The sequence below is a fragment of the Paenibacillus sp. 2RAB27 genome, from assembly GCF_052115445.1.
Classification (GTDB): Bacteria; Bacillota; Bacilli; order Paenibacillales; family NBRC-103111; genus Paenibacillus_E.
The window spans coordinates 39,440-57,551 of sequence record NZ_JBFRGR010000016.1 but is presented as its reverse complement, the minus strand read 5'-3'; the positions used below and the strand labels follow the sequence as shown (position 1 = coordinate 57,551).

Sequence of the window (18,112 nt, the reverse complement as noted above, 5' to 3'; positions counted from 1 at the left end):
CGATTATGCTAGAAATTAGCAAGCTTTCTATTCGGTTTAATCGGCTGGATCGCCGCCTGCGACAGGTGCATACAGAAACCATACATAATCTTCATCTATCCGTTACAGCCCAAGAGATTCTAGCCGTTGTAGGTTCCAGCGGTTCTGGTAAAAGTCTACTCGCACATGCCATATTAGGTATTCTCCCCAGTAATGCGCAAGTCACGGGTAGCATCCAATTTAAGGGTGAAGAATTGACGCCAGATAGACAAAGACGGATACGTGGGAAAGAAATCGCGCTCATCCCACAATCTGTTCAGTATTTGGATCCATTGATACGCGTCGGTGAGCAAGTGCAGCAATCCGTTCGTCAAGGTGATCCGGTAGCACTTAGGCGGAAGGCTTTTAACAAGTATAACCTCGCTGATTATGTGGCAAAATGGTTTCCCTTCCAGTTATCCGGTGGCATGGCTCGTAAAATTCTTGTCTCAACCGCAACGGTTAGCGGAGCTAGATTGTTCATCGCCGATGAGCCAACACCCGGACTTGATACTTTAGCAATGACGGAGACATTGAATCGTTTCCGTCTATTGGCGGAGGACGGCTGCGCGGTGATGCTGATCACACATGATATCGAGGCTGCTTTAACTGTAGCGGATAGAATTGCCGTGTTATATGCGGGAACGGTTGTGGAAATTGCGCAGCGCAGCGATTTTACGGGTAACGGGGAGAGACTGCGACACCCCTATACAAAGGCGTTATGGAAAGCACTCCCAGGTCAACAATTTGTTGCTATCCCTGGCTCTCAACCATTACCGGATGCATTACCGAAGGGGTGCGTGTTTGCTCCGCGTTGTTCGTCAGCAACAATCGAATGTGAAGAGTCTTCACCAGAGCCGCGTACACTGAGGAACGGAGAAGTGAGGTGCTTGCATGCCACTTGAGGGGAAATCACTTGGCTATCGTTATAACAAAGGGGCATGGGTTTTGCAGCAAATGACTATTCGTATGGAAGCTGGCGAGTTTGTCGGACTTGTCGGGCCAAGTGGTTGCGGCAAATCTACGCTTGGTAAATTACTTGCGGGACACCTTCAACCCACGGAAGGTCATGTTCTTCTAGACGGCGGTTCGATACCTTCTGGTGTACGAAATCCTGTGCAATTAGTTCTTCAGCATCCTGAACAGGCGGTGAACCCCAAATGGAAGCTGCGGAGAACATTGGCGGAGTCGGGCAAAATTGACGAACATATGTTATCGGAGCTAGCCATTGAGGATGCGTGGTTAAATCGCTACCCTAGCGAACTATCGGGTGGAGAATTGCAGAGAATATGCGTTGCTAGGGCGCTCGGATCCGGCACTCGTTATTTGATCGCAGATGAAATGAGCACCATGCTCGATGCCATTACGCAAGCACAAATTTGGCAGTCGGTGCTGAAATGGGCTGAGCGAAATCATACAAGTATACTGGTCATTAGTCATGAGCATCAATTAGTGAATAGATTATGCAGTAGAGTAGTGGAGTGGCAGAGTTAAAAAATCTCTAATGTTTTACTAAATTTATGACGACAATATGATAAAATTAAATTAGTAAATGACATAGATGATTTATCCTCTGGGGGGAAGCTTCATGTTATCGCGTAGACAGTTTATTAAAAGATTGCTTGCAACCGCATTCGCATTAACGGGTGTCGGTGCACTGCTCAAACAATCATTAAAGGGATCTGATACGAAAGTAGCGGTGACGGATGCCTCGCAGGAGCACATAATCCCGCAAGTATCCGCACATCCGGTTTCGGTGGACTCCAACAATCATCGATTATTACTCTCATTTTTCCTACTTAGCGATGTGCATATTTCCAACAATGGCACCACTACGATTATTGATAAGCTTCATTCGGCATTGAAAGATATCACTCATTTTGAGTCGCCCGTAGATACGATCGTATTCGGCGGGGATATCACGGATATAGGCCGGGATCAAGATTACAAGCTTTTCCGAAAAGTATTAGACAACTACAAATTACCGCCTCTCTACGCGAATATGGGCAATCACGACTATTACGACATTTGGATAAGCAGTAAGGGAGATTGGTCCGCGGAAACTGTCCCCAACGGGAAAACTGATGCGATGTCCCGTGAACGCTTCATGAAGTTTTTTGGCTATAAAGATAAGCCTTACAAAGATGTCTGGATGAATGATGTACATCTGATTATGATGTCGCAAGAGACCTATGTGCAGGAGAACCCTGAGGTGGGGGAGGGTGCATGGTATTCGGATAAGCAGCTTGCCTGGCTCGAAAATATGATGAAAACGCATGAAGATGGAAAGCCAGCTTTCGTCTTCATCCATCAACCACTGCCGGCACCCGATACAGAAGGGAAACCGCCTCAATTGCTCCGAGCCAAAGAGTTTCGGGCAATCTTAGCGCCTTATAAGAATGTTTTTGTCATGTCCGGGCACACCCATCGTAACTTCGCAACGGAAAATCACTATAACACACAGAACACCTTTCACTGGTTCAATAATGCTTCTGTCGGTAAAACACGCAGTACGGACAATCCCAATTGTGCGCAAGGCATGTATGTTCAAATCTACACCAACGAAGTTGTGGTTCGTGGCCGGGAATTTTCGGATAAGACCTGGATCGAATCGGCAACATACACCGTACCCATGGTTCATGCCAAACAAGCATAGTTGTATGATCATATAAATGGTATTTAGGGGAAAGGACATGCACATGGGGCATGTCTTTTTATATTATCCCGTGCTCCGCGCGAATAGATGGATTTAATACAGTTAAATTTGGGGATTTCTCGTCGAAAATTAGATTAGATGGATAAGCTACAGGTAATTTTAGACATTTTACTCGATAGGCACAAAAGTGGCAGTTTTAACTACATATTTTACAGTTAATTCGAATTTCAGAGGGAATTCCCTTTAAATAGATGTAAATTTTCCACTTAATACAAATAAACAGGCTATATCCGCCAGTGAATACTAAACGACATTTTCATCTTATTTATTTACCATGGTACAATTAGTTGCTATCGCGTAGTTTAACGGATTCTGAGGAGGCGTTGTAGTTGGATATCAAACGAATATTAGTGACCGGGCGAATGTATAAAGAGCTTGAAAAGCTTGCTTCAATGGACACGAAGAGGGAGTATCTGTTTCTTTCAGAGACGGAAGTATGTCCGAATCACTTCGACTGGGCGGATGGTTATGTGGCCTTTAAACCGACGGAGTCGTTTCATTTCGGTAAATTGCTGTGGATTCATGCGCTTGGAGCCGGCGTTGATGCATTTATATTTGATCGCGAATGGAAAAAGGATGTCATGTTAACGCGTACGGTCGGCAATTTTGGGCGGAAAATAGGGGAATATTGCTTAAGCTATCTACTTGCCGATTTACAACGTCATGATATATTCCAGCATGCTCAGTCCCAAAGGCAATGGCTGCCATCACAGCAGAAGCTGCTGCATGAATTGAATATCGTCATTATCGGAACAGGTACGATTGGCGAGGAAGTGGGGAGGATGCTTAGCAATTTTGGAGTAAATATATACGGAATTTCTCGCAGTGGCGCAGCGAACCGTCATTTTAACAAGGTACTTCCGATTACCGAAGTGCACCAGGTGTTACCTCAAGCCGATTGGGTCGTAAACACGTTACCCCTAACACCAAGCACGGAACGTTTATTTGAAAGACGCTTATTTTCCTACATGCAGGGTGCTGGCTTTATTAATGTTGGTAGGGGCGCTTCGGTGGATGAGAACGCACTACTGGAAGCGATTGAACTGGGACAGGTGCGTAGAGCAGTTCTTGATGTGTTTAGGGAGGAACCTCTACCCGTACTTTCGCCGTTGTGGGCTCATCCGAACGTGGTCATTACGCCGCATATTTCTGCTGTTACAGGGGTGGATGAAGCAATTGAGGGATTGCTCGCTGTGCTTGGAGAAATCGATAATGGACAAGAGCGAGTTAGCCAATCGGTGGATGTACAACGAGGTTATTAGTTCTTTATGAGTTGTATTCCTGTAAAATTAGGAGCCAATCTAATAGTTATAGAACTTTATTACGGAGCCCATTTTGGGCTCTTTTTGACGTTTGAGAGATTAGAATTCCTATGATAAATTAGGCCATCGACGAGCCTGTTAATCTTCAGGTGTTGGATAATTATTTGAGCGGATCTTCTCTACGATTGCTGAAGGCGGCGAATGGGGAAGAGGCGCTGGCGCTTATCGAACAGCAGGTACCTGATCTCCTGCTACTGGATGTGCTGCTGCCTGATATGAACGGCTACGACATTTGTCGTCGTCTTCGCGAACGATATGACGAAAGTACTTTGCCGATCATCCTGCTAACGGCCAAAGGACGATTGGTCGATCTACTGGAAGGCTTCGATGCTGGGGCAAATGATTACATCGTCAAACCGTTCACCCGTCATGAACTGCTGGCACGTGTAGGCATTCAAATGAAGTTGTCGCGCTTCACATTAGAGTTAGAACGGATGGTTCAGGAGCGTACCTCCGAACTGGAGTTTACGACGAATCGCCTTCGAGAATCCGTCCGTGAAACGGCTGAGACGCTTAACGAATTGACGCTAATGGAAGAGCGGAACCTGCTCGCCCAGGAAATTCATGACCACGTCGGACACACGCTAACCACCTCCATCGTACAGATGGAGGCTGCCAAAATGCTGCTCGAACGCGGCGATCCCCGCGGCAACGATAAGCTGGCGCTTTCGCAGCAGCTGGTCCGTAAAGGGCTGGACGATATTCGTGAGTCTGTCCGTACTTTGAAGCAGCAAGGAGTGGATTTCCAGCTGGAACCCGCGCTTAAGCAGTTGCTGGCACAAACGGAGGAAGTAGCAGGGATGAAAGTCGACCATGCCATTTCACCGCTTCCGCCGCTAAGCTCCATGCACAAAAAAGCGATCTACCACGCGCTCAAAGAAGGGCTAACCAACGGAATTCGCCACGGCCGCTGTACTAGCTTCCAGTTTAAACTTAATACTAGTGATGACAAACTGATCTTCTCGCTTTGGAACGACGGAGAGCGCTATGAGGCGACTGCCTTGGGCTTCGGTCTTCAGTCGATGATGGAGCGAATCACGCAATTGGGGGGCAGTCTTCGGATATCCCGGGACGTGGAGCAGGGAGCAGACGGGTGTTTGTTAGTCATTGAGTTGCCAGTCGTAGGAGTCAAGTAGAAGGGAAGTGAGATAGTCGAAATAATCGACTATCTCGCAAGAAACTGGCGCCTGCGAGGGTGAGATAGTCGAAAAAATCGACTATCTCGCAAGAAACTGGCGCCTGCGGGGGTGAGATAGTCGAAATAATCGACTATCTCGCAAGAAACTGGCGCCTGCGGGGGTGAGATAGTCGAAATAATCGACTATCACGCAAGGAATCAGTGCCTAGGGAAGTGAGATAGTCGAAATAATCGACTATCTCGCAAGAAATCAGCGCCTGTTGGGGTGAGATAGTCGAAATAATCGACTATCTCACAAGAAATCGGCGCCTGCGGAGGTGAGATAGTCGAAATAATCGACGATCTCGCAAGGAACCAGCGCCTGCTGGTGGGAGATAGTCGAAATAATCGACGATCTCGAGTAACTTCACCAGCGATGGAATAAAATCGAACTCCTTCGGCAACAAAAAAAAAGGATTCCCCGCCACATACATGGCTTTGGGAATCCTATTTGCTATGCTTATGCCTCGCGCTCCAGCTCCTTGCGAACGATCGGCGCGACTTTCGTGCCGAGCAGCTCGATCGTGCGCAGCAATTCATGATGCGGCAGTGTGCTAACATCCGCATGCAAGAGGAATCGCGTTATGCCGAGGTTCTTGCGGAGCAAGATGATTTTCTCCGCTACATACTCGGGATCGCCGACGTACAGTGCACCGCGAAGGCTTCGCGCTGCATCGAACGTGTCACGCGTGTAGGGCGACCAGCCGCGCTCACGGCCAATCGTGTTCATCATGGCTTCCGTTGCTGGGTAGAACAAGTCGGCCGCTTTCTCACTAGTATCCGATATGAAGCCGTGCGAATGCGTCGCGATCTGCAACTTGCTTACGTCGTGACCCGCTTTAGCGGCCGATTCCTTGTATAGATTGACTAGCGAAGCGAACCTCTCCGGCATACCGCCAATAATCGCAAAGACGACTGGCAGTCCTAGTATGCCAGCGCGAATCGCGGAATCCGGATTACCGCCAGTTCCGATCCATACGGGTAACGGCTCTTGTACAGCTCGCGGATAAACGCCTAAGTTATTAATGCCAGCGCGATGGCCGCCTTTCCAGCTTACTTTCTCTGTTTCGCGGATCGCGAGCAGGAGCTCCAGTTTTTCCTCAAATAGGCTGTCGTAGTGGTTTAAGTCGTATCCAAAAAGCGGAAAAGATTCGATAAAAGATCCGCGGCCCGCCATAATTTCTGCGCGTCCATTGGATAATCCGTCTAAGGTGGAGAACGCTTGGTAAACGCGAACTGGATCATCCGAAGATAACACCGTCACGGCGCTCGAGAGGCGGATTCGTTTGGTCGTGGAAGCAGCTGCCGCCAAAATAACAGCCGGTGCTGAGCTCGCATAATCTGCTCGATGATGTTCGCCAATGGCATAAACGTCTAGGCCAACTTGATCGGCCAAATTTATTTCCTCTACCGCTTGACGGAGCCTTTCCGCATGTGTGATGCCATTAGCTCTTGGAGCAGCCTCGAGAAATGTGCTTATTCCTATTTCAAAAGTTGATGTTGTATGGTTGGACATATTAAATCGCTCCTTTCAGATTAACTCTATTATACTATAATATATAATGTAACTCAAGAAAAGTAAGCAAGTTACTAAGCGCATCCATTCAATCTTCTCTCATCTGTTTCTTACCGTAAACTCGAAAAAGCTTTACAAAAGACATAAAGTGATGTCTGATTATACATGTTGTCTATCAAATTCACATATCGCTCAGGAGGTTAAGTATGCAAACAGGAAATCGCATGTTTCGAACAGAAGTGGTAAATGGGTGGGGACGTCTTCCAGAAGGTCAGACTTTTGGTTATACGCATGGCATTGTTGCCGATTCGGAAGACAATATTTACGTACTTCATACAGGCGTGCCGAATATGTCGGTATTCAGTCGTTCAGGCGAATGGATCAAATCGTGGACTGTTGAAGGTATAGAAGCCAATGCACACGGTTTATACCTCCATAAAGAGCATGACGGTGAATATTTGTACATGACGGATTGTGGACTTGGGACAGTGGTAAAAACAACACTTAACGGTGAAGTCGTACTTCGTTTGACTCCGCCTGATCTAGGTGACGTTTACTCTGATGAAAAAAAATACAAGCCAACTGATCTGGCTGTCGCGCCAAACGGCGACATTTATGTGACGGACGGCTACGGTCAGCATTGGATTCATCAGTATAATGCCCAAGGAGATCGTATCCATTCTTGGGGTGGAACAGGAAGTGAACCTGGCTTAATGAAATGCCCCCATGGCATTTCCGTTAAACTCACGGGCAGCGAACCTGAGCTCTATGTTGCTGATCGAGGGAATCATCGCATTCAAGTATTCACACTAAGTGGAGATTTCAAGCGTTTTATCGACAATGATATGGATATGCCATGCTCCTTCTATTTTCATGAGGGACTCATGTTCTTCCCCGACTTACATAGTAGGGTGACTGTATTCAACTCGGAAGATGATTCACTTGTCGCTCATCTTGGTGAAGATCAATTAGCCTACAAACAGCAAGGTTGGCCTAATTTACCCAAGGAATATTATCGGGATAACCGCTTTAGTTCACCTCATGGCGTCTGTGTAGATTCACTGGGAGATGTCTATGTGGCCGAGTGGATTATCGATGGGCGTATAACGAAGTTGCGTCGTGTATAACGACATATAACAGAATTTAAGTAAGGCTGCCTGGTTTGAGGCAGTCTTTTTTCTTTTTTGCAGAACCATCAAATGGTGACATCAGTCTGTATTTTGCTTACCCAATCGGATAAGTAAAGGTTCAAAGTTTCGATTTTGATGACGCTGTTCATGTTTTGATGGGTATTCAGACGATAGGATATCGGAACATAATTAAGTAGTGCCCTCTTGTCAGAGGCGATCGAGGGTTTTCATTTTTGAAACACGAGGGGGCAATCGAATGGCTAGAATCTGCATTGTTGACGATGAACCAATCATCGGAGTTGGCCTCAAAACGCTGATTGAAGAATATAAACGATTTAATGAAATCGACGTATTTACGGATGGCGAGTCCGCCTTGTCGAACATTATGGCTAACCCTCCTGACGTCGTGTTGACAGATATACGAATGCCTCGGATGGACGGGCTAGAGCTATGCCGACATATACAGCAACTAAAGTTATCAACCAAAGTTGTCGTCCTTTCTGGATACGGAGATTTTGCCTATGCGCAAAAATGTATGTCCTACGGTGTACAAGAATATTTACTGAAGCCAATTACAGAAATCGAGCTTTTTCCAATATTGAATAAAATGCTATCCATGCGGGAAGCTGCACTTATTTCCTTTACTCATTTTGAACAATGGATCGATCAATTAGAAGAAGCGATTTGGATGATGGACAAAGTACGGGTCGATGAATTGCTTGATGAGGGCAAACGGGAGTTGTTCGATGTTGATACGGAGCTCCAACAACACCTGCGGGTATCCGACGCAGTAAAGTTACTTCACAAGAAACTGAATGCCAGAGGGGCATACAGGGTTGAGGTGAAACCATTTGTAGAGGAGCATACAGTCATCACGATTACGTACGAAAGGTTTCAGGTGGAAATAAGAAGCTGGATTCAGCGGCTGAGCGAATATCGCAATCATGAGAGAATCGATGTACTGGAGGCAGCGATTCAATATATTGATGAGCATCTCTTCGAGGATGAGCTTTCACTGGAGAAAGTTGCAGGGAAGCTAGGACTAACGCCGACCTATTTCAGCCATTATTTTAAGAAACATACGAACGAAACCTTCGTGCAACACCGGATGCGCAAACGCATTGATCGAGCTAAACAACTGCTTGCCGTACCCCATTACAAAATTATCGACATTGTAGCCGAGGTTGGTTACGAGAGCTACCCGCATTTTACGCGCGTATTTAAAAAGGCAACTGGATATTCCCCCACCGAATATCGCGGACTGCTCGGGATCAAGTAATGAATAGCAGACTTGTTCGTAAGGTTTACATCTACTTCGTCATTATTATCACGTTAGCCTTGGTGACGGTGGGGGTTACCGGCTATTGGCGATCGTCCAACGAACTGGAGAACCAGTATGAAGGGCTGTTGACTCAAATCGTTGATAATGTCCTACATGAAACCGATCTATTTCTGAAAAGCTATGAGAGGGCTACACTTTCAATTTTAATTTCACCTGTAGTGAAAGAGGCGCTAGATCTTCCCTACCATGCTACTTCAGGGTTTTATTCTTCCGAAATAGCGATGAAGGGAGTATTTCAACCCGTTCTCATTAACAATCCAGAAATCTCGATGACATACATCGTCGGTTACAACGGGTTCCAAGCAACCGATTTCAATGCTCACATTGTCCCTTTTAATTACAAGGGTTTTGATGAATATGTGGAACAGATGAAGGATGACGATACGATTAACGGGAAGCTCACGATCAAAGATTCCGGATTTCTAGACGGTCATCTCACACTCATACGCAAATTGGCGGATCGAACCTCATCTACCTTATTTAAAGGGATCATGGGTTTTGAGCTCAAAATTGGGGAGTTAAACACGCTCTGGAAGGGTATTAAACTCGGGAACTCGGGGTATTTTTTTATCGTTAACGATCGTGGGAAAATACTGTATCATCCGGATTCGAGCCGAATCGGGAAACAGCTCGATGGCATGCATTTCAATACGGTTGAAGCCAAAACAGATCAAGTATTTGAATTGCCCGGAGAACCGGGGCGAGTATTTTTCAGCAGAAAATCCGATTACTCCGGTTGGACGTTAGTGGCAAGCATGTCCATTTCTGAACAGCGACAGCCCATTTCCGATTTGCGGCAAACGATATTAATTGTAGGTATCATTACTTTGTTTTTGGCCACATTCCTAGCTTATCGATTCGGTCAATCGATTGTTCGTCCTGTTCGATTATTGGAGAATGGCATGCGTCAGACGGCAAAAGGTCTATGGACTCGAGTACCACTCACTGGGAGCTTAGATGAAATGGACCAGCTAATCATCAGCTATAATACGATGGTCTCTCGGCTGGAAGAGTTGGTTGAGCGGGTTTACGAGACCGAACTGCGCAATCAAGACAATATGATGAAACGGCAGCAAGCGGAGTTTCAATCCCTGCAATTACAGATTAACCCGCACTTTTTGTACAACACGTTGGAAATTATTATTTGCTATGCTGTCATCCAAAAATCCAGCGAAATCAAAGACATTGTTCGTTCTCTGTCGTATATGCTGCGTTATTCCATCCGTACTGACTTGGAGGAAATTACGGTAGCGAATGAGCTCAAACACATTCTGTACTTCATGTCGATTATGAAATATCGCAACCAGCGCGAATTCGAGATTGATGTTCGGATCTCTACGGATTATTTGCTGGACAGCATGGTTCGTTTGACGCTGCAACCCTTGGTGGAGAATGTATTTAAGCATGCGTTTCCCTATGGAATCGAGGATAAGCACACAATCATTATAGACGCTTGGAAGAATGAAGCGGATTTTTATGTCATCGTTCAAGATAATGGCTGCGGTATCGAAGCCGAATCCCTACTGCAATTAAACACACGACTCCTGAATAGCCGACAGGAGAAGCTGGTGGATACGCAACCCACATTCGAAGGCAGCATCGGACTGCTCAATGTGCATAACCGAATTCAGATGGTTTTCGGGCAGCAGTATGGACTTTCTGTTCAAAGCGAGCAGGGGAGCGGCACGAAAGTTACGATTCACATGCCAACTTCCAGTGCAAAAAAAGTCATAGCGGTGTAAATGAACACAATGCTTGGCGCACCTTGCTTTTTGTATGCTGTAGACAGATGTACATTACACATACCGAGTTATGGTCATCGACTAGGGAGGGATTTATGGACATATCGGCTAGTAAAAGTGGCACACGATCTGCAGTTTTCGTGAAAAAGGAAAATTACTTGTTTAGGCTTAAGAAAAATGCATCCAACCATTGGCAGCTTTACGTGCTAATGCTGCTGCCCATTATTTATTTGATCATTTTCAAATACGTGCCGATGTATGGTGCTGTGATTGCGTTCAAAAATTATATTCCCACAAAAGGGGTATGGGGCAGTGATTGGGTTGGGCTGAAGCATTTTGATCGTTTTTTTCATTCGTATGAATTTGTGCGGATTATGAAGAACACAGTCGTTCTCAGCCTCTATAGTTTACTTGCGGGGTTTCCGTTCCCCATCATACTCGCGCTTTCCTTGAATTACGTTAATTCTCGTTTCTTTAAAAAATCCGTGCAAATGATCACCTATGCGCCGCATTTTATCTCTGTCGTTGTCATGGTAGGTATCATTTTGCAAATGATGGATCCTCGGGTAGGCCTGATCCAGAAGATTATGAAGTATTTCGGACTGCCTACCATCAATTTCATGGGTATACCCGAGTGGTTTTCACATGTTTTTGTCTGGTCCGGTACTTGGCAAAATGTTGGATTCTCCTGCATCATTTACTTGGCAGCGCTTGCAGCTGTCGATCCTTCGCTCCACGAGGCAGCTGTTGTAGATGGCGCGAATAAAGTACGGCGAATGTGGCACGTCGATTTGCCTGGTATTCTGCCGGTTGCGGTCATTCTGCTCATCATGAACACCGGCCATGTGTTAGACATCGGCTTCGAAAAGGTGTTGCTGTTGCAGAATCCGCTGAATATGAGCTCATCGGAAGTCATCGATACCTTTGTGTACAAAGTCGGTTTGGCATCAACCGCAATCAATTATTCCTATTCATCTGCCATTGGGTTGTTTAAATCGGTCATTAATTTGATCCTGCTCGTTCTCGTTAATCGAATAGCTAGACAATTAGGGCAAACCAGTCTGTGGTAAAGGAGGCGCGTCAATGACGGGAAGCATTAAGGAAAGTGCAGATGACAGACTTTTTACAATTCTGAATTACATCATCCTATTTATTTTTACTATTACGATTCTATATCCGTTGATTTATATTGTCAGTGCTTCCTTCAGCTCATCCACCGCGGTTATTTCCGGCAAAGTCTGGTTGTATCCGATTGAGCCGACGCTAGCGGGTTATGAAGCAGTATTTAAGCATCGCTTGATCATGTCGAGCTTCTTGAATTCCGTATTTTATACCGTGGTGGGAACAACCATCAATGTCCTGTTTACACTCATTGCGGCATATCCGCTTTCGCGAAAAGATTTTATGCCACGTAATGCCGTCATGGCGTTGTTCGTATTCACCATGATGTTTTCAGGGGGATTGATCCCGTCGTATCTGGTTGTGAAAGAGCTTGGTATGATCGACACAAGGTGGTCATTAATTATTCCAGGAGCGCTCGGTGTGATGAATATGATCATTGCCCGCACGTATTTTCAAACGACCATTCCCGAAGAATTGCTTGAAGCCTCTCAAATGGATGGCTGTAGTGATTTTACATTTGTACGAAAGATCGTACTTCCCTTGTCAGGCCCTATCATAGCAGTCATTTCCTTGTTCTATGCAGTAGGGCATTGGAACCAATACTTTAGCGCATTGCTCTATTTGAAACATCAAGAGTTGTACCCGATTCAATTGGTGTTAAGGGATATTTTGGTGCAAAACGAGGTCGATGCGTCGATGATAACCGACCTTGCAGATCAGGCTGCAAAAGATGGTCTGCGGGAGTTGTTGAAATTTTCCCTTATCGTCGTGTCTACGCTGCCCGTGCTCATCATCTATCCATTCATACAAAGGCATTTTGTCAAAGGCATGATGATTGGTTCATTAAAAGGCTAAAGGGAGGTTTTTACATGAAAAGAGGGTTAAAAGCTTTAGTAGCAATTACGGCATCGTCATTAGTACTTCTAAGCGCATGTTCGGACAGCGGATCGAAGGAGGCTGCCAAGCAGACGGAAACCATCGTCGATGATCAAGTAACACCAGCGGGCCAATTCCCGATCACGAAAGAAAAGACAACACTCAAAGTGATGGTCAAAGGCTCCAGCATTGTCGAAAACTTCGCAACAAACGAGTTCACCAAGTGGTTAGAAGAGAAAACGAACATTCATATCGATTGGGAAGTGGCTCCGGAAAAAACATTTGCAGAGAAGCTCAACGTTTCACTCGCAAGTGGTGATTACCCAGACGTGCTGCTTAACATGAGTGTATCGCCGATTCAGCAATCGATTTATGGGAAGGACGGCGTCTTTATTCCGCTGAATCCCTACATCGACAAATATGGTGTTGAAATGAAAAAGATGTTCGAACAAGTTACCTATGTGAAAGATCTGATTACGATGCCTGACGGTAAAATTTATTCGGTTCCACAGGTCAATGATTGTTACCATTGCTCACTTGGTCAGAAAATGTGGATTTATAAACCTTGGCTTGATAAACTTGGGTTAAAAATGCCAGAAACGACGGAAGAGTTTTATCAAGTACTCAAAGCTTTTAAAGAAAAAGATCCGAATGGAAATGGTAAAGCAGATGAGATCCCGCTTGTGGGTGCAACGAATGGACCCTCCTCTACGTTAGATCTATTTCTGCCAAGTGCATTTATCGAGAAGGATTTCAACCTGCGCTTTGTGAAGGATGGCAAGGTCCAAGTTGCCTATAATCAACCTGAGTGGAAAGAAGCTTTGAAGTACATGAATAAAATGTTCGCCGAGGGCTTAATTTCCCCGCAAACGTTTACGCAAGATAGAAACCAGCTGAAACAAATGGGGATGAACCCGGAAATTCCAATTCTGGGAGCCATTGCGTCACAAAATCAGACGGTATTCGTCGAAGTGGATAACGCGAGATTCAAAGATTACGTCTCCGTTCCTCCGCTCAAAGGGCCAACAGGGATACGTTCTACAGCCTACAATCCTTATGCGGTTTCTGCAGGACAATACGTCATTACGAATAAAGCGAAAAATCCGGCTGCCGCATTCCGTATGGCTGACTTGCTGCTTTCGGAAGAAGCGACACTCCGCAGTACACAGGGACGTCCAGATCAAGAGTGGGTGCGTCCTGCCCAAGGTGAGCTTGGCGTTAACGGTAAGCAAGCGGTATGGAAACCGATCGTATCGTTTGGCAAGCTGCAAAACATACATTGGGCGCAAGCAGGACCTTCGCTGCGTACGAACGAGTTACGCTTAAGCGTAGCGGCGGATCCGAAAAATTCACTTGAACTTATTTTATATAATGAAACGAAAAAATACGAACCTTTTGGAACGAATCCGAGCAAGATTGTACCGCCATTGTTCTTCACAAACGAACAGGCCGAGGAACTATCTACGCTTGAGAAGACATTGACCGATTACAGAACTGAATTTTTCGCCAAAACAGTTACAGGCTCACTAGACGTTGAGAAAGAGTGGAACAACTACTTAAGCACGTTGGACAAAATGAATATTAAACGCTACTTGGAAATTTACCAACAAGCTTATACCCAATTTAAAGCTAAGAAATAGAAACAGAAATAGAAATAGATCACATCCAGATCATACAGAATGATGTGGCAAGGGAGAGCGTGTTTAACATGAAAGAGAAAACGATTAAGACGGATTTAGCTGAACGACCTCATGTCGTATTTCTTATAGCGGACGATCATCGTGGTGAAGCTATCGGAGCTTACGGCAATGAAGCCGTGCGGACGCCGGTGCTGGATTCGCTGGTAGCCAGCGGGACAGCATGTCGGAATACACATATATTCGGTGCTCTAACCGGAGCGGTTTGCGCGCCAAGCAGAGCATGCGTCCATACCGGTATTCCGCTCTTCCGAGCGACGATCGGCAAGGATATGACGAACCGGGAACATTCGAGCGTAATTCGCTCGGATGTTCGGCTCATGCCGCAGACAATGCGCGATGCTGGGTATCGTACACATGCGGTCGGCAAATGGCACAACGACAAGGCAAGCCTCGCCCGGAGTTTCGAAGGGGGAGATAAGCTGCATTTTCACGGGATGAGCGATCATACCCATGTTCCTGTGTTTGATTATGACCCGTCTGGGATGTATCCGAAGGAACAGGAATATATGGAACATACGTTCTCAACTGAGTTGTTTACCAACGCAGCCGTCAACTTTATCGAGGATTATGAGGAAAAGCAGCCATTTTTCCTGTATGTCGCTTATACAGCACCGCATGATCCGCGAACCGCGCCTGAGCCGTATGCAAGTATGTACGACAAGTCTGATATAACGCTGCCTCCGAACTTTATGCGAGAACATCCATTCGATACAGGGGATATGGTCGTGCGGGACGAAAAACTTGCGGGGTGGCCGAGGGACGAGGACGAAATTCGGCAGCATATGGCCGATTATTACGCGATGATAAGCCACATGGATGCGCAAATTGGTAGGGTCATTGAAGCGCTGAAGGCTAAGGGCATCTATGACAATACGCTCATCGTCTATACTGCGGATCATGGCTTGGCAGTCGGGCAACACGGACTGATGGGCAAGCAGAACCTTTACGAACATAGCGTGCGCATCCCGCTTATTTTCCGAGGCCCGGGTGTGCCGCAAGGCAACCAGGTGCATGCGCTGGCCAGTAATATCGATATATTCCCAACAGTTGCCGGGCTATGTGAGGTCGACTTGCCTGAGGAAACCGAAGGCATATCACTGCATCCCATCTTCTCAGGAGAAAGCGTTGGTGATCGCGGAATCGTAGGCTCCGTTTATCGAGATTTGCAGCGAATGGTAACGGATGGTCGATGGAAGTTGATCCGATATTATCGCTCGCCAATTACTAACACAGGGACGGAACGAATCCAGTTGTTCGATCTACAAGACGATCCATGGGAAACGCATGACTTGTCCGCAGAGCCTGAGTATGCTGAGCACATTAAACGGCTTGCCTCTGAATTAGTAGCTTGGATGCATGCTTCCAGTGATATTTTGCAAGATAAGCCCGTGATTCCAGTTCTCGTATAGATTGAAAGGTGAAATGAACATGCAAACCATTGAAATCAATAACGCTTGGTTTCGGGGTGCCGTTTCCATTGAAACGAATGAAAACGGACTTCAACCTTGGCGTTTACCTCACGACCAGCTCCGCTTATATGCATCTAAATTAGTGGAGAAAGCAGGTGAAGCAGCGGGTGTAAGACTTGCTTTTCTAACCGACTCCAGGACAGTGGGTCTACACGTCGCATCTGAGGATCAAGATAGACAATTTGACATTGTAATTGAAGATGAATACATCGGAACCAAGACTCTCCTTGCTGGTGATGACCTCTGTTTATTTTCAAACTTACCAGACAGTATGAAGCGAGTTGACTTATATTTTCCGCAATATGCTGTCGTCACTGTGAAATCTCTCAAGGTTGATGTGGGGGCAACGGCTGTGCTCGCGCCAAGCAATCAATCAAGGTGGGTTACATACGGGAGCTCCATCACACAATGCACCACTGCTGAAAGTCCAGCTCATACGTGGCCGGCAATCGTTGCACGCCATAGAAGTTGGGATCTGACATGTTTGGGATTCGCTGGACAATGTCATTTGGAACCCATGGTTGCTCGCGTCATTCGTGACCTTCCAGCTGACGTCATTTCCTTGTGTCTTGGCATTAATGTGATGGGTGGCCATAGTTTAAATATCCGGACCTTTCGTTCTGCGATCTTTGGCATGGTGTCGATCATTCGGGAAAAGCATCCCTATACGCCTATCTATTTATTTTCGCCTATTTATTGTCCTCACAGGGAAACGGACGAGAACGTAGTAGGGATGAACTTGGTTACCATGAGGAAGGAGATCCAAGAAGCGGTGAATATCCTAACTTCTTATGGGGACTCAAACCTTACGTATGTAGACGGCTTGGAAATCATGGGAGAAGCTTTTGTCGACCACCTTCCAGACCAGCTGCATCCGAATGCAGGAGGCTATAAAATTATGGCTAATCAGGTACTCGGAAAATTAAAAGATAGGTATATGTAAGTAAGATTGCTACATACGCCATTTATTCAAAAATCCCTTAATGAACCGGCTGCATGTGACCCGGCATTAAGGGGTTTTTTGTAATGTAATTGTACGGAACTGTGACGTTCGCCTATATCCTGAATAGTGTAATGTAAGACACGGATATCTCCTAGGAGTGAGCATATGACTAAGGTCAAAAATCTTTGGAAACCTGTATTCATGAATAAGATTAAAATTAAGAAATCTACCGGCGATTTACCTCGAGGACCCGTTAACTTATTTGCTCGCTTAATCAGTCCGAATCCAATTACGACCTTCACCCCCGAACAACGTTTCCCGATCATTAATAACACGGCTTTTATCAGCCAGTATTCTAGTGTTGTTGGCGATGTAACACTTAGTAAAAATGTCTATATCGCACCAAATGCCACGTTGCGTGCAGATGAAGGTACGCCTTTTTTTATCGGGGAAAATACGAATATTCAAGATGGAGTCGTCCTGCACGGACTGGCTCACGAATATATCTTGGTCGATAACAAAAAGTATTCGATCTATATCGCAAACAGCGTCTCCATTGCTCATGGGGCACTCATTCATGGTCCTTGTTATATTGGGGAAAAGGTATTCGTAGGATTCAAATCTATCATATTTAATGCCTCTATAGGGCATGGCTCAGTGATATCTATGGATTCCGTAGTTACCGGCGGAGTAAAAATTGCGCCTAATCGATTCGTTCCACCTGGAGCGCATGTGGATACGCAAGCTAAAGCTGACTCTCTGCGCAGAGTGCCGAAAGATCAAGTTGAATTCGCCCGCGAAGTACAACGCGTAAATCGGGAGTTCCCTCATTCTTATCATCTATTATTCGGTACAGAGCGGTGTTCTTGTGGCGTCGCCTTTGAGCGAAACTTTTTATTGAAAAAATGATGCTACATTGCTAAAGGGCTGCCGGGTGGCAGCTCTTTTCTTATTGGATACTAATCGTAAACGCAGAGTTTCTTGCTCCCTGAATGTTATTTATGATTCCTTATGAATTTGTGCTAAAATATGGATAGGC

At 45.8% G+C, this 18,112-nt stretch carries 15 protein-coding genes; 14 read left to right on the top strand and 1 reads right to left on the bottom strand.

All coding sequences use genetic code 11. The annotated features are described in order from the left end of the window. Positions 1–5 precede the first annotated feature (5 nt). The 5 genes from AB4114_RS21025 to AB4114_RS21005 all read left to right on the top strand — a co-directional run bounded on the left by AB4114_RS21025 (position 6) and on the right by AB4114_RS21005 (position 5,192). Complete coding sequence (locus AB4114_RS21025) at positions 6–923, top strand: oligopeptide/dipeptide ABC transporter ATP-binding protein (protein ID WP_441990201.1); 918 nt, start codon at positions 6–8, stop codon at positions 921–923. Beyond that, positions 913–1,512: an ABC transporter ATP-binding protein gene (locus AB4114_RS21020; protein WP_441990200.1), complete on the top strand. Its 600-nt coding sequence runs from the start codon at positions 913–915 to the stop codon at positions 1,510–1,512. Before AB4114_RS21025 ends, AB4114_RS21020 begins: the two co-directional genes overlap by 11 nt. Positions 1,513–1,606: 94 nt before the next feature. Beyond that, a complete protein-coding gene (locus AB4114_RS21015) occupies positions 1,607–2,674 on the top strand; it encodes a metallophosphoesterase family protein (protein ID WP_441990199.1) in 1,068 nt (355 codons plus the stop codon). 389 nt (positions 2,675–3,063) lie between these two features. Further along, positions 3,064–3,996 (top strand): D-2-hydroxyacid dehydrogenase, encoded by a 933-nt coding sequence (locus AB4114_RS21010; protein ID WP_441990198.1) that lies wholly within the window; start codon positions 3,064–3,066, stop codon positions 3,994–3,996. Between the two features lie 125 nt (positions 3,997–4,121). After that, positions 4,122–5,192 (top strand): ATP-binding response regulator, encoded by a 1,071-nt coding sequence (locus tag AB4114_RS21005; protein WP_441990276.1) that lies wholly within the window; start codon positions 4,122–4,124, stop codon positions 5,190–5,192. Positions 5,193–5,693: 501 nt separating this feature from the next. Here AB4114_RS21005 and AB4114_RS21000 read toward each other — a convergent pair. Further along, complete coding sequence (locus tag AB4114_RS21000; RefSeq protein ID WP_441990197.1) at positions 5,694–6,749, bottom strand: LLM class flavin-dependent oxidoreductase; 1,056 nt, start codon at positions 6,747–6,749, stop codon at positions 5,694–5,696. Between the two features lie 206 nt (positions 6,750–6,955). On the opposite strand from AB4114_RS21000, the gene AB4114_RS20995 reads away from it, so the two are divergent. From AB4114_RS20995 to AB4114_RS20955, 9 genes are all read left to right on the top strand, one after another. Further along, on the top strand, positions 6,956–7,876 hold the full coding sequence (locus tag AB4114_RS20995) for a hypothetical protein (protein WP_441990196.1): 921 nt from the start codon (positions 6,956–6,958) through the stop codon (positions 7,874–7,876). 259 nt (positions 7,877–8,135) lie between these two features. Then, the gene (locus AB4114_RS20990; RefSeq protein ID WP_441990195.1) at positions 8,136–9,158 is read left to right on the top strand and encodes a response regulator transcription factor; all 1,023 of its coding nucleotides are present in this window, start codon (positions 8,136–8,138) and stop codon (positions 9,156–9,158) included. Further along, on the top strand, positions 9,158–10,963 hold the full coding sequence (locus AB4114_RS20985) for a sensor histidine kinase (RefSeq protein ID WP_441990194.1): 1,806 nt from the start codon (positions 9,158–9,160) through the stop codon (positions 10,961–10,963). The genes AB4114_RS20990 and AB4114_RS20985 overlap by 1 nt, the downstream gene beginning before the upstream one ends. Before the next feature lie 95 nt (positions 10,964–11,058). Further along, the gene (locus AB4114_RS20980; protein WP_441990193.1) at positions 11,059–12,033 is read left to right on the top strand and encodes an ABC transporter permease; all 975 of its coding nucleotides are present in this window, start codon (positions 11,059–11,061) and stop codon (positions 12,031–12,033) included. 13 nt (positions 12,034–12,046) lie between these two features. Next, positions 12,047–12,940, top strand: a complete 894-nt coding sequence (locus AB4114_RS20975) for a carbohydrate ABC transporter permease (RefSeq protein WP_441990192.1) — start codon at positions 12,047–12,049, stop codon at positions 12,938–12,940. Positions 12,941–12,954: 14 nt separating this feature from the next. Then, the gene (locus tag AB4114_RS20970; protein WP_441990191.1) at positions 12,955–14,601 is read left to right on the top strand and encodes an ABC transporter substrate-binding protein; all 1,647 of its coding nucleotides are present in this window, start codon (positions 12,955–12,957) and stop codon (positions 14,599–14,601) included. Between the two features lie 68 nt (positions 14,602–14,669). Continuing rightward, positions 14,670–16,070 (top strand): sulfatase-like hydrolase/transferase, encoded by a 1,401-nt coding sequence (locus AB4114_RS20965; protein WP_441990190.1) that lies wholly within the window; start codon positions 14,670–14,672, stop codon positions 16,068–16,070. Positions 16,071–16,089: 19 nt separating this feature from the next. Beyond that, a complete protein-coding gene (locus AB4114_RS20960; protein WP_441990189.1) occupies positions 16,090–17,073 on the top strand; it encodes an SGNH/GDSL hydrolase family protein in 984 nt (327 codons plus the stop codon). 165 nt (positions 17,074–17,238) lie between these two features. Then, positions 17,239–17,982: a carbonate dehydratase gene (locus tag AB4114_RS20955; protein WP_441990188.1), complete on the top strand. Its 744-nt coding sequence runs from the start codon at positions 17,239–17,241 to the stop codon at positions 17,980–17,982. Positions 17,983–18,112: the final 130 nt, after the last annotated feature.

Excerpts from the sequence above, each read along its gene's own strand:
- AB4114_RS21025 (WP_441990201.1), top strand. The coding sequence starts at position 6 with ATGCTAGAAATTAGCAAGCTTTCTATTCGGTTTAATCGGCTGGATCGC.
- AB4114_RS21020 (WP_441990200.1), top strand. The coding sequence starts at position 913 with ATGCCACTTGAGGGGAAATCACTTGGCTATCGTTATAACAAAGGGGCA.
- AB4114_RS21015 (WP_441990199.1), top strand. The coding sequence starts at position 1,607 with ATGTTATCGCGTAGACAGTTTATTAAAAGATTGCTTGCAACCGCATTC.
- AB4114_RS21000 (WP_441990197.1), bottom strand. The coding sequence starts at position 6,749 with ATGTCCAACCATACAACATCAACTTTTGAAATAGGAATAAGCACATTT.
- AB4114_RS20995 (WP_441990196.1), top strand. The coding sequence starts at position 6,956 with ATGCAAACAGGAAATCGCATGTTTCGAACAGAAGTGGTAAATGGGTGG.
- AB4114_RS20990 (WP_441990195.1), top strand. The coding sequence starts at position 8,136 with ATGGCTAGAATCTGCATTGTTGACGATGAACCAATCATCGGAGTTGGC.
- AB4114_RS20985 (WP_441990194.1), top strand. The coding sequence starts at position 9,158 with ATGAATAGCAGACTTGTTCGTAAGGTTTACATCTACTTCGTCATTATT.
- AB4114_RS20980 (WP_441990193.1), top strand. The coding sequence starts at position 11,059 with ATGGACATATCGGCTAGTAAAAGTGGCACACGATCTGCAGTTTTCGTG.
- AB4114_RS20975 (WP_441990192.1), top strand. The coding sequence starts at position 12,047 with ATGACGGGAAGCATTAAGGAAAGTGCAGATGACAGACTTTTTACAATT.
- AB4114_RS20970 (WP_441990191.1), top strand. The coding sequence starts at position 12,955 with ATGAAAAGAGGGTTAAAAGCTTTAGTAGCAATTACGGCATCGTCATTA.
- AB4114_RS20965 (WP_441990190.1), top strand. The coding sequence starts at position 14,670 with ATGAAAGAGAAAACGATTAAGACGGATTTAGCTGAACGACCTCATGTC.
- AB4114_RS20960 (WP_441990189.1), top strand. The coding sequence starts at position 16,090 with ATGCAAACCATTGAAATCAATAACGCTTGGTTTCGGGGTGCCGTTTCC.
- AB4114_RS20955 (WP_441990188.1), top strand. The coding sequence starts at position 17,239 with ATGACTAAGGTCAAAAATCTTTGGAAACCTGTATTCATGAATAAGATT.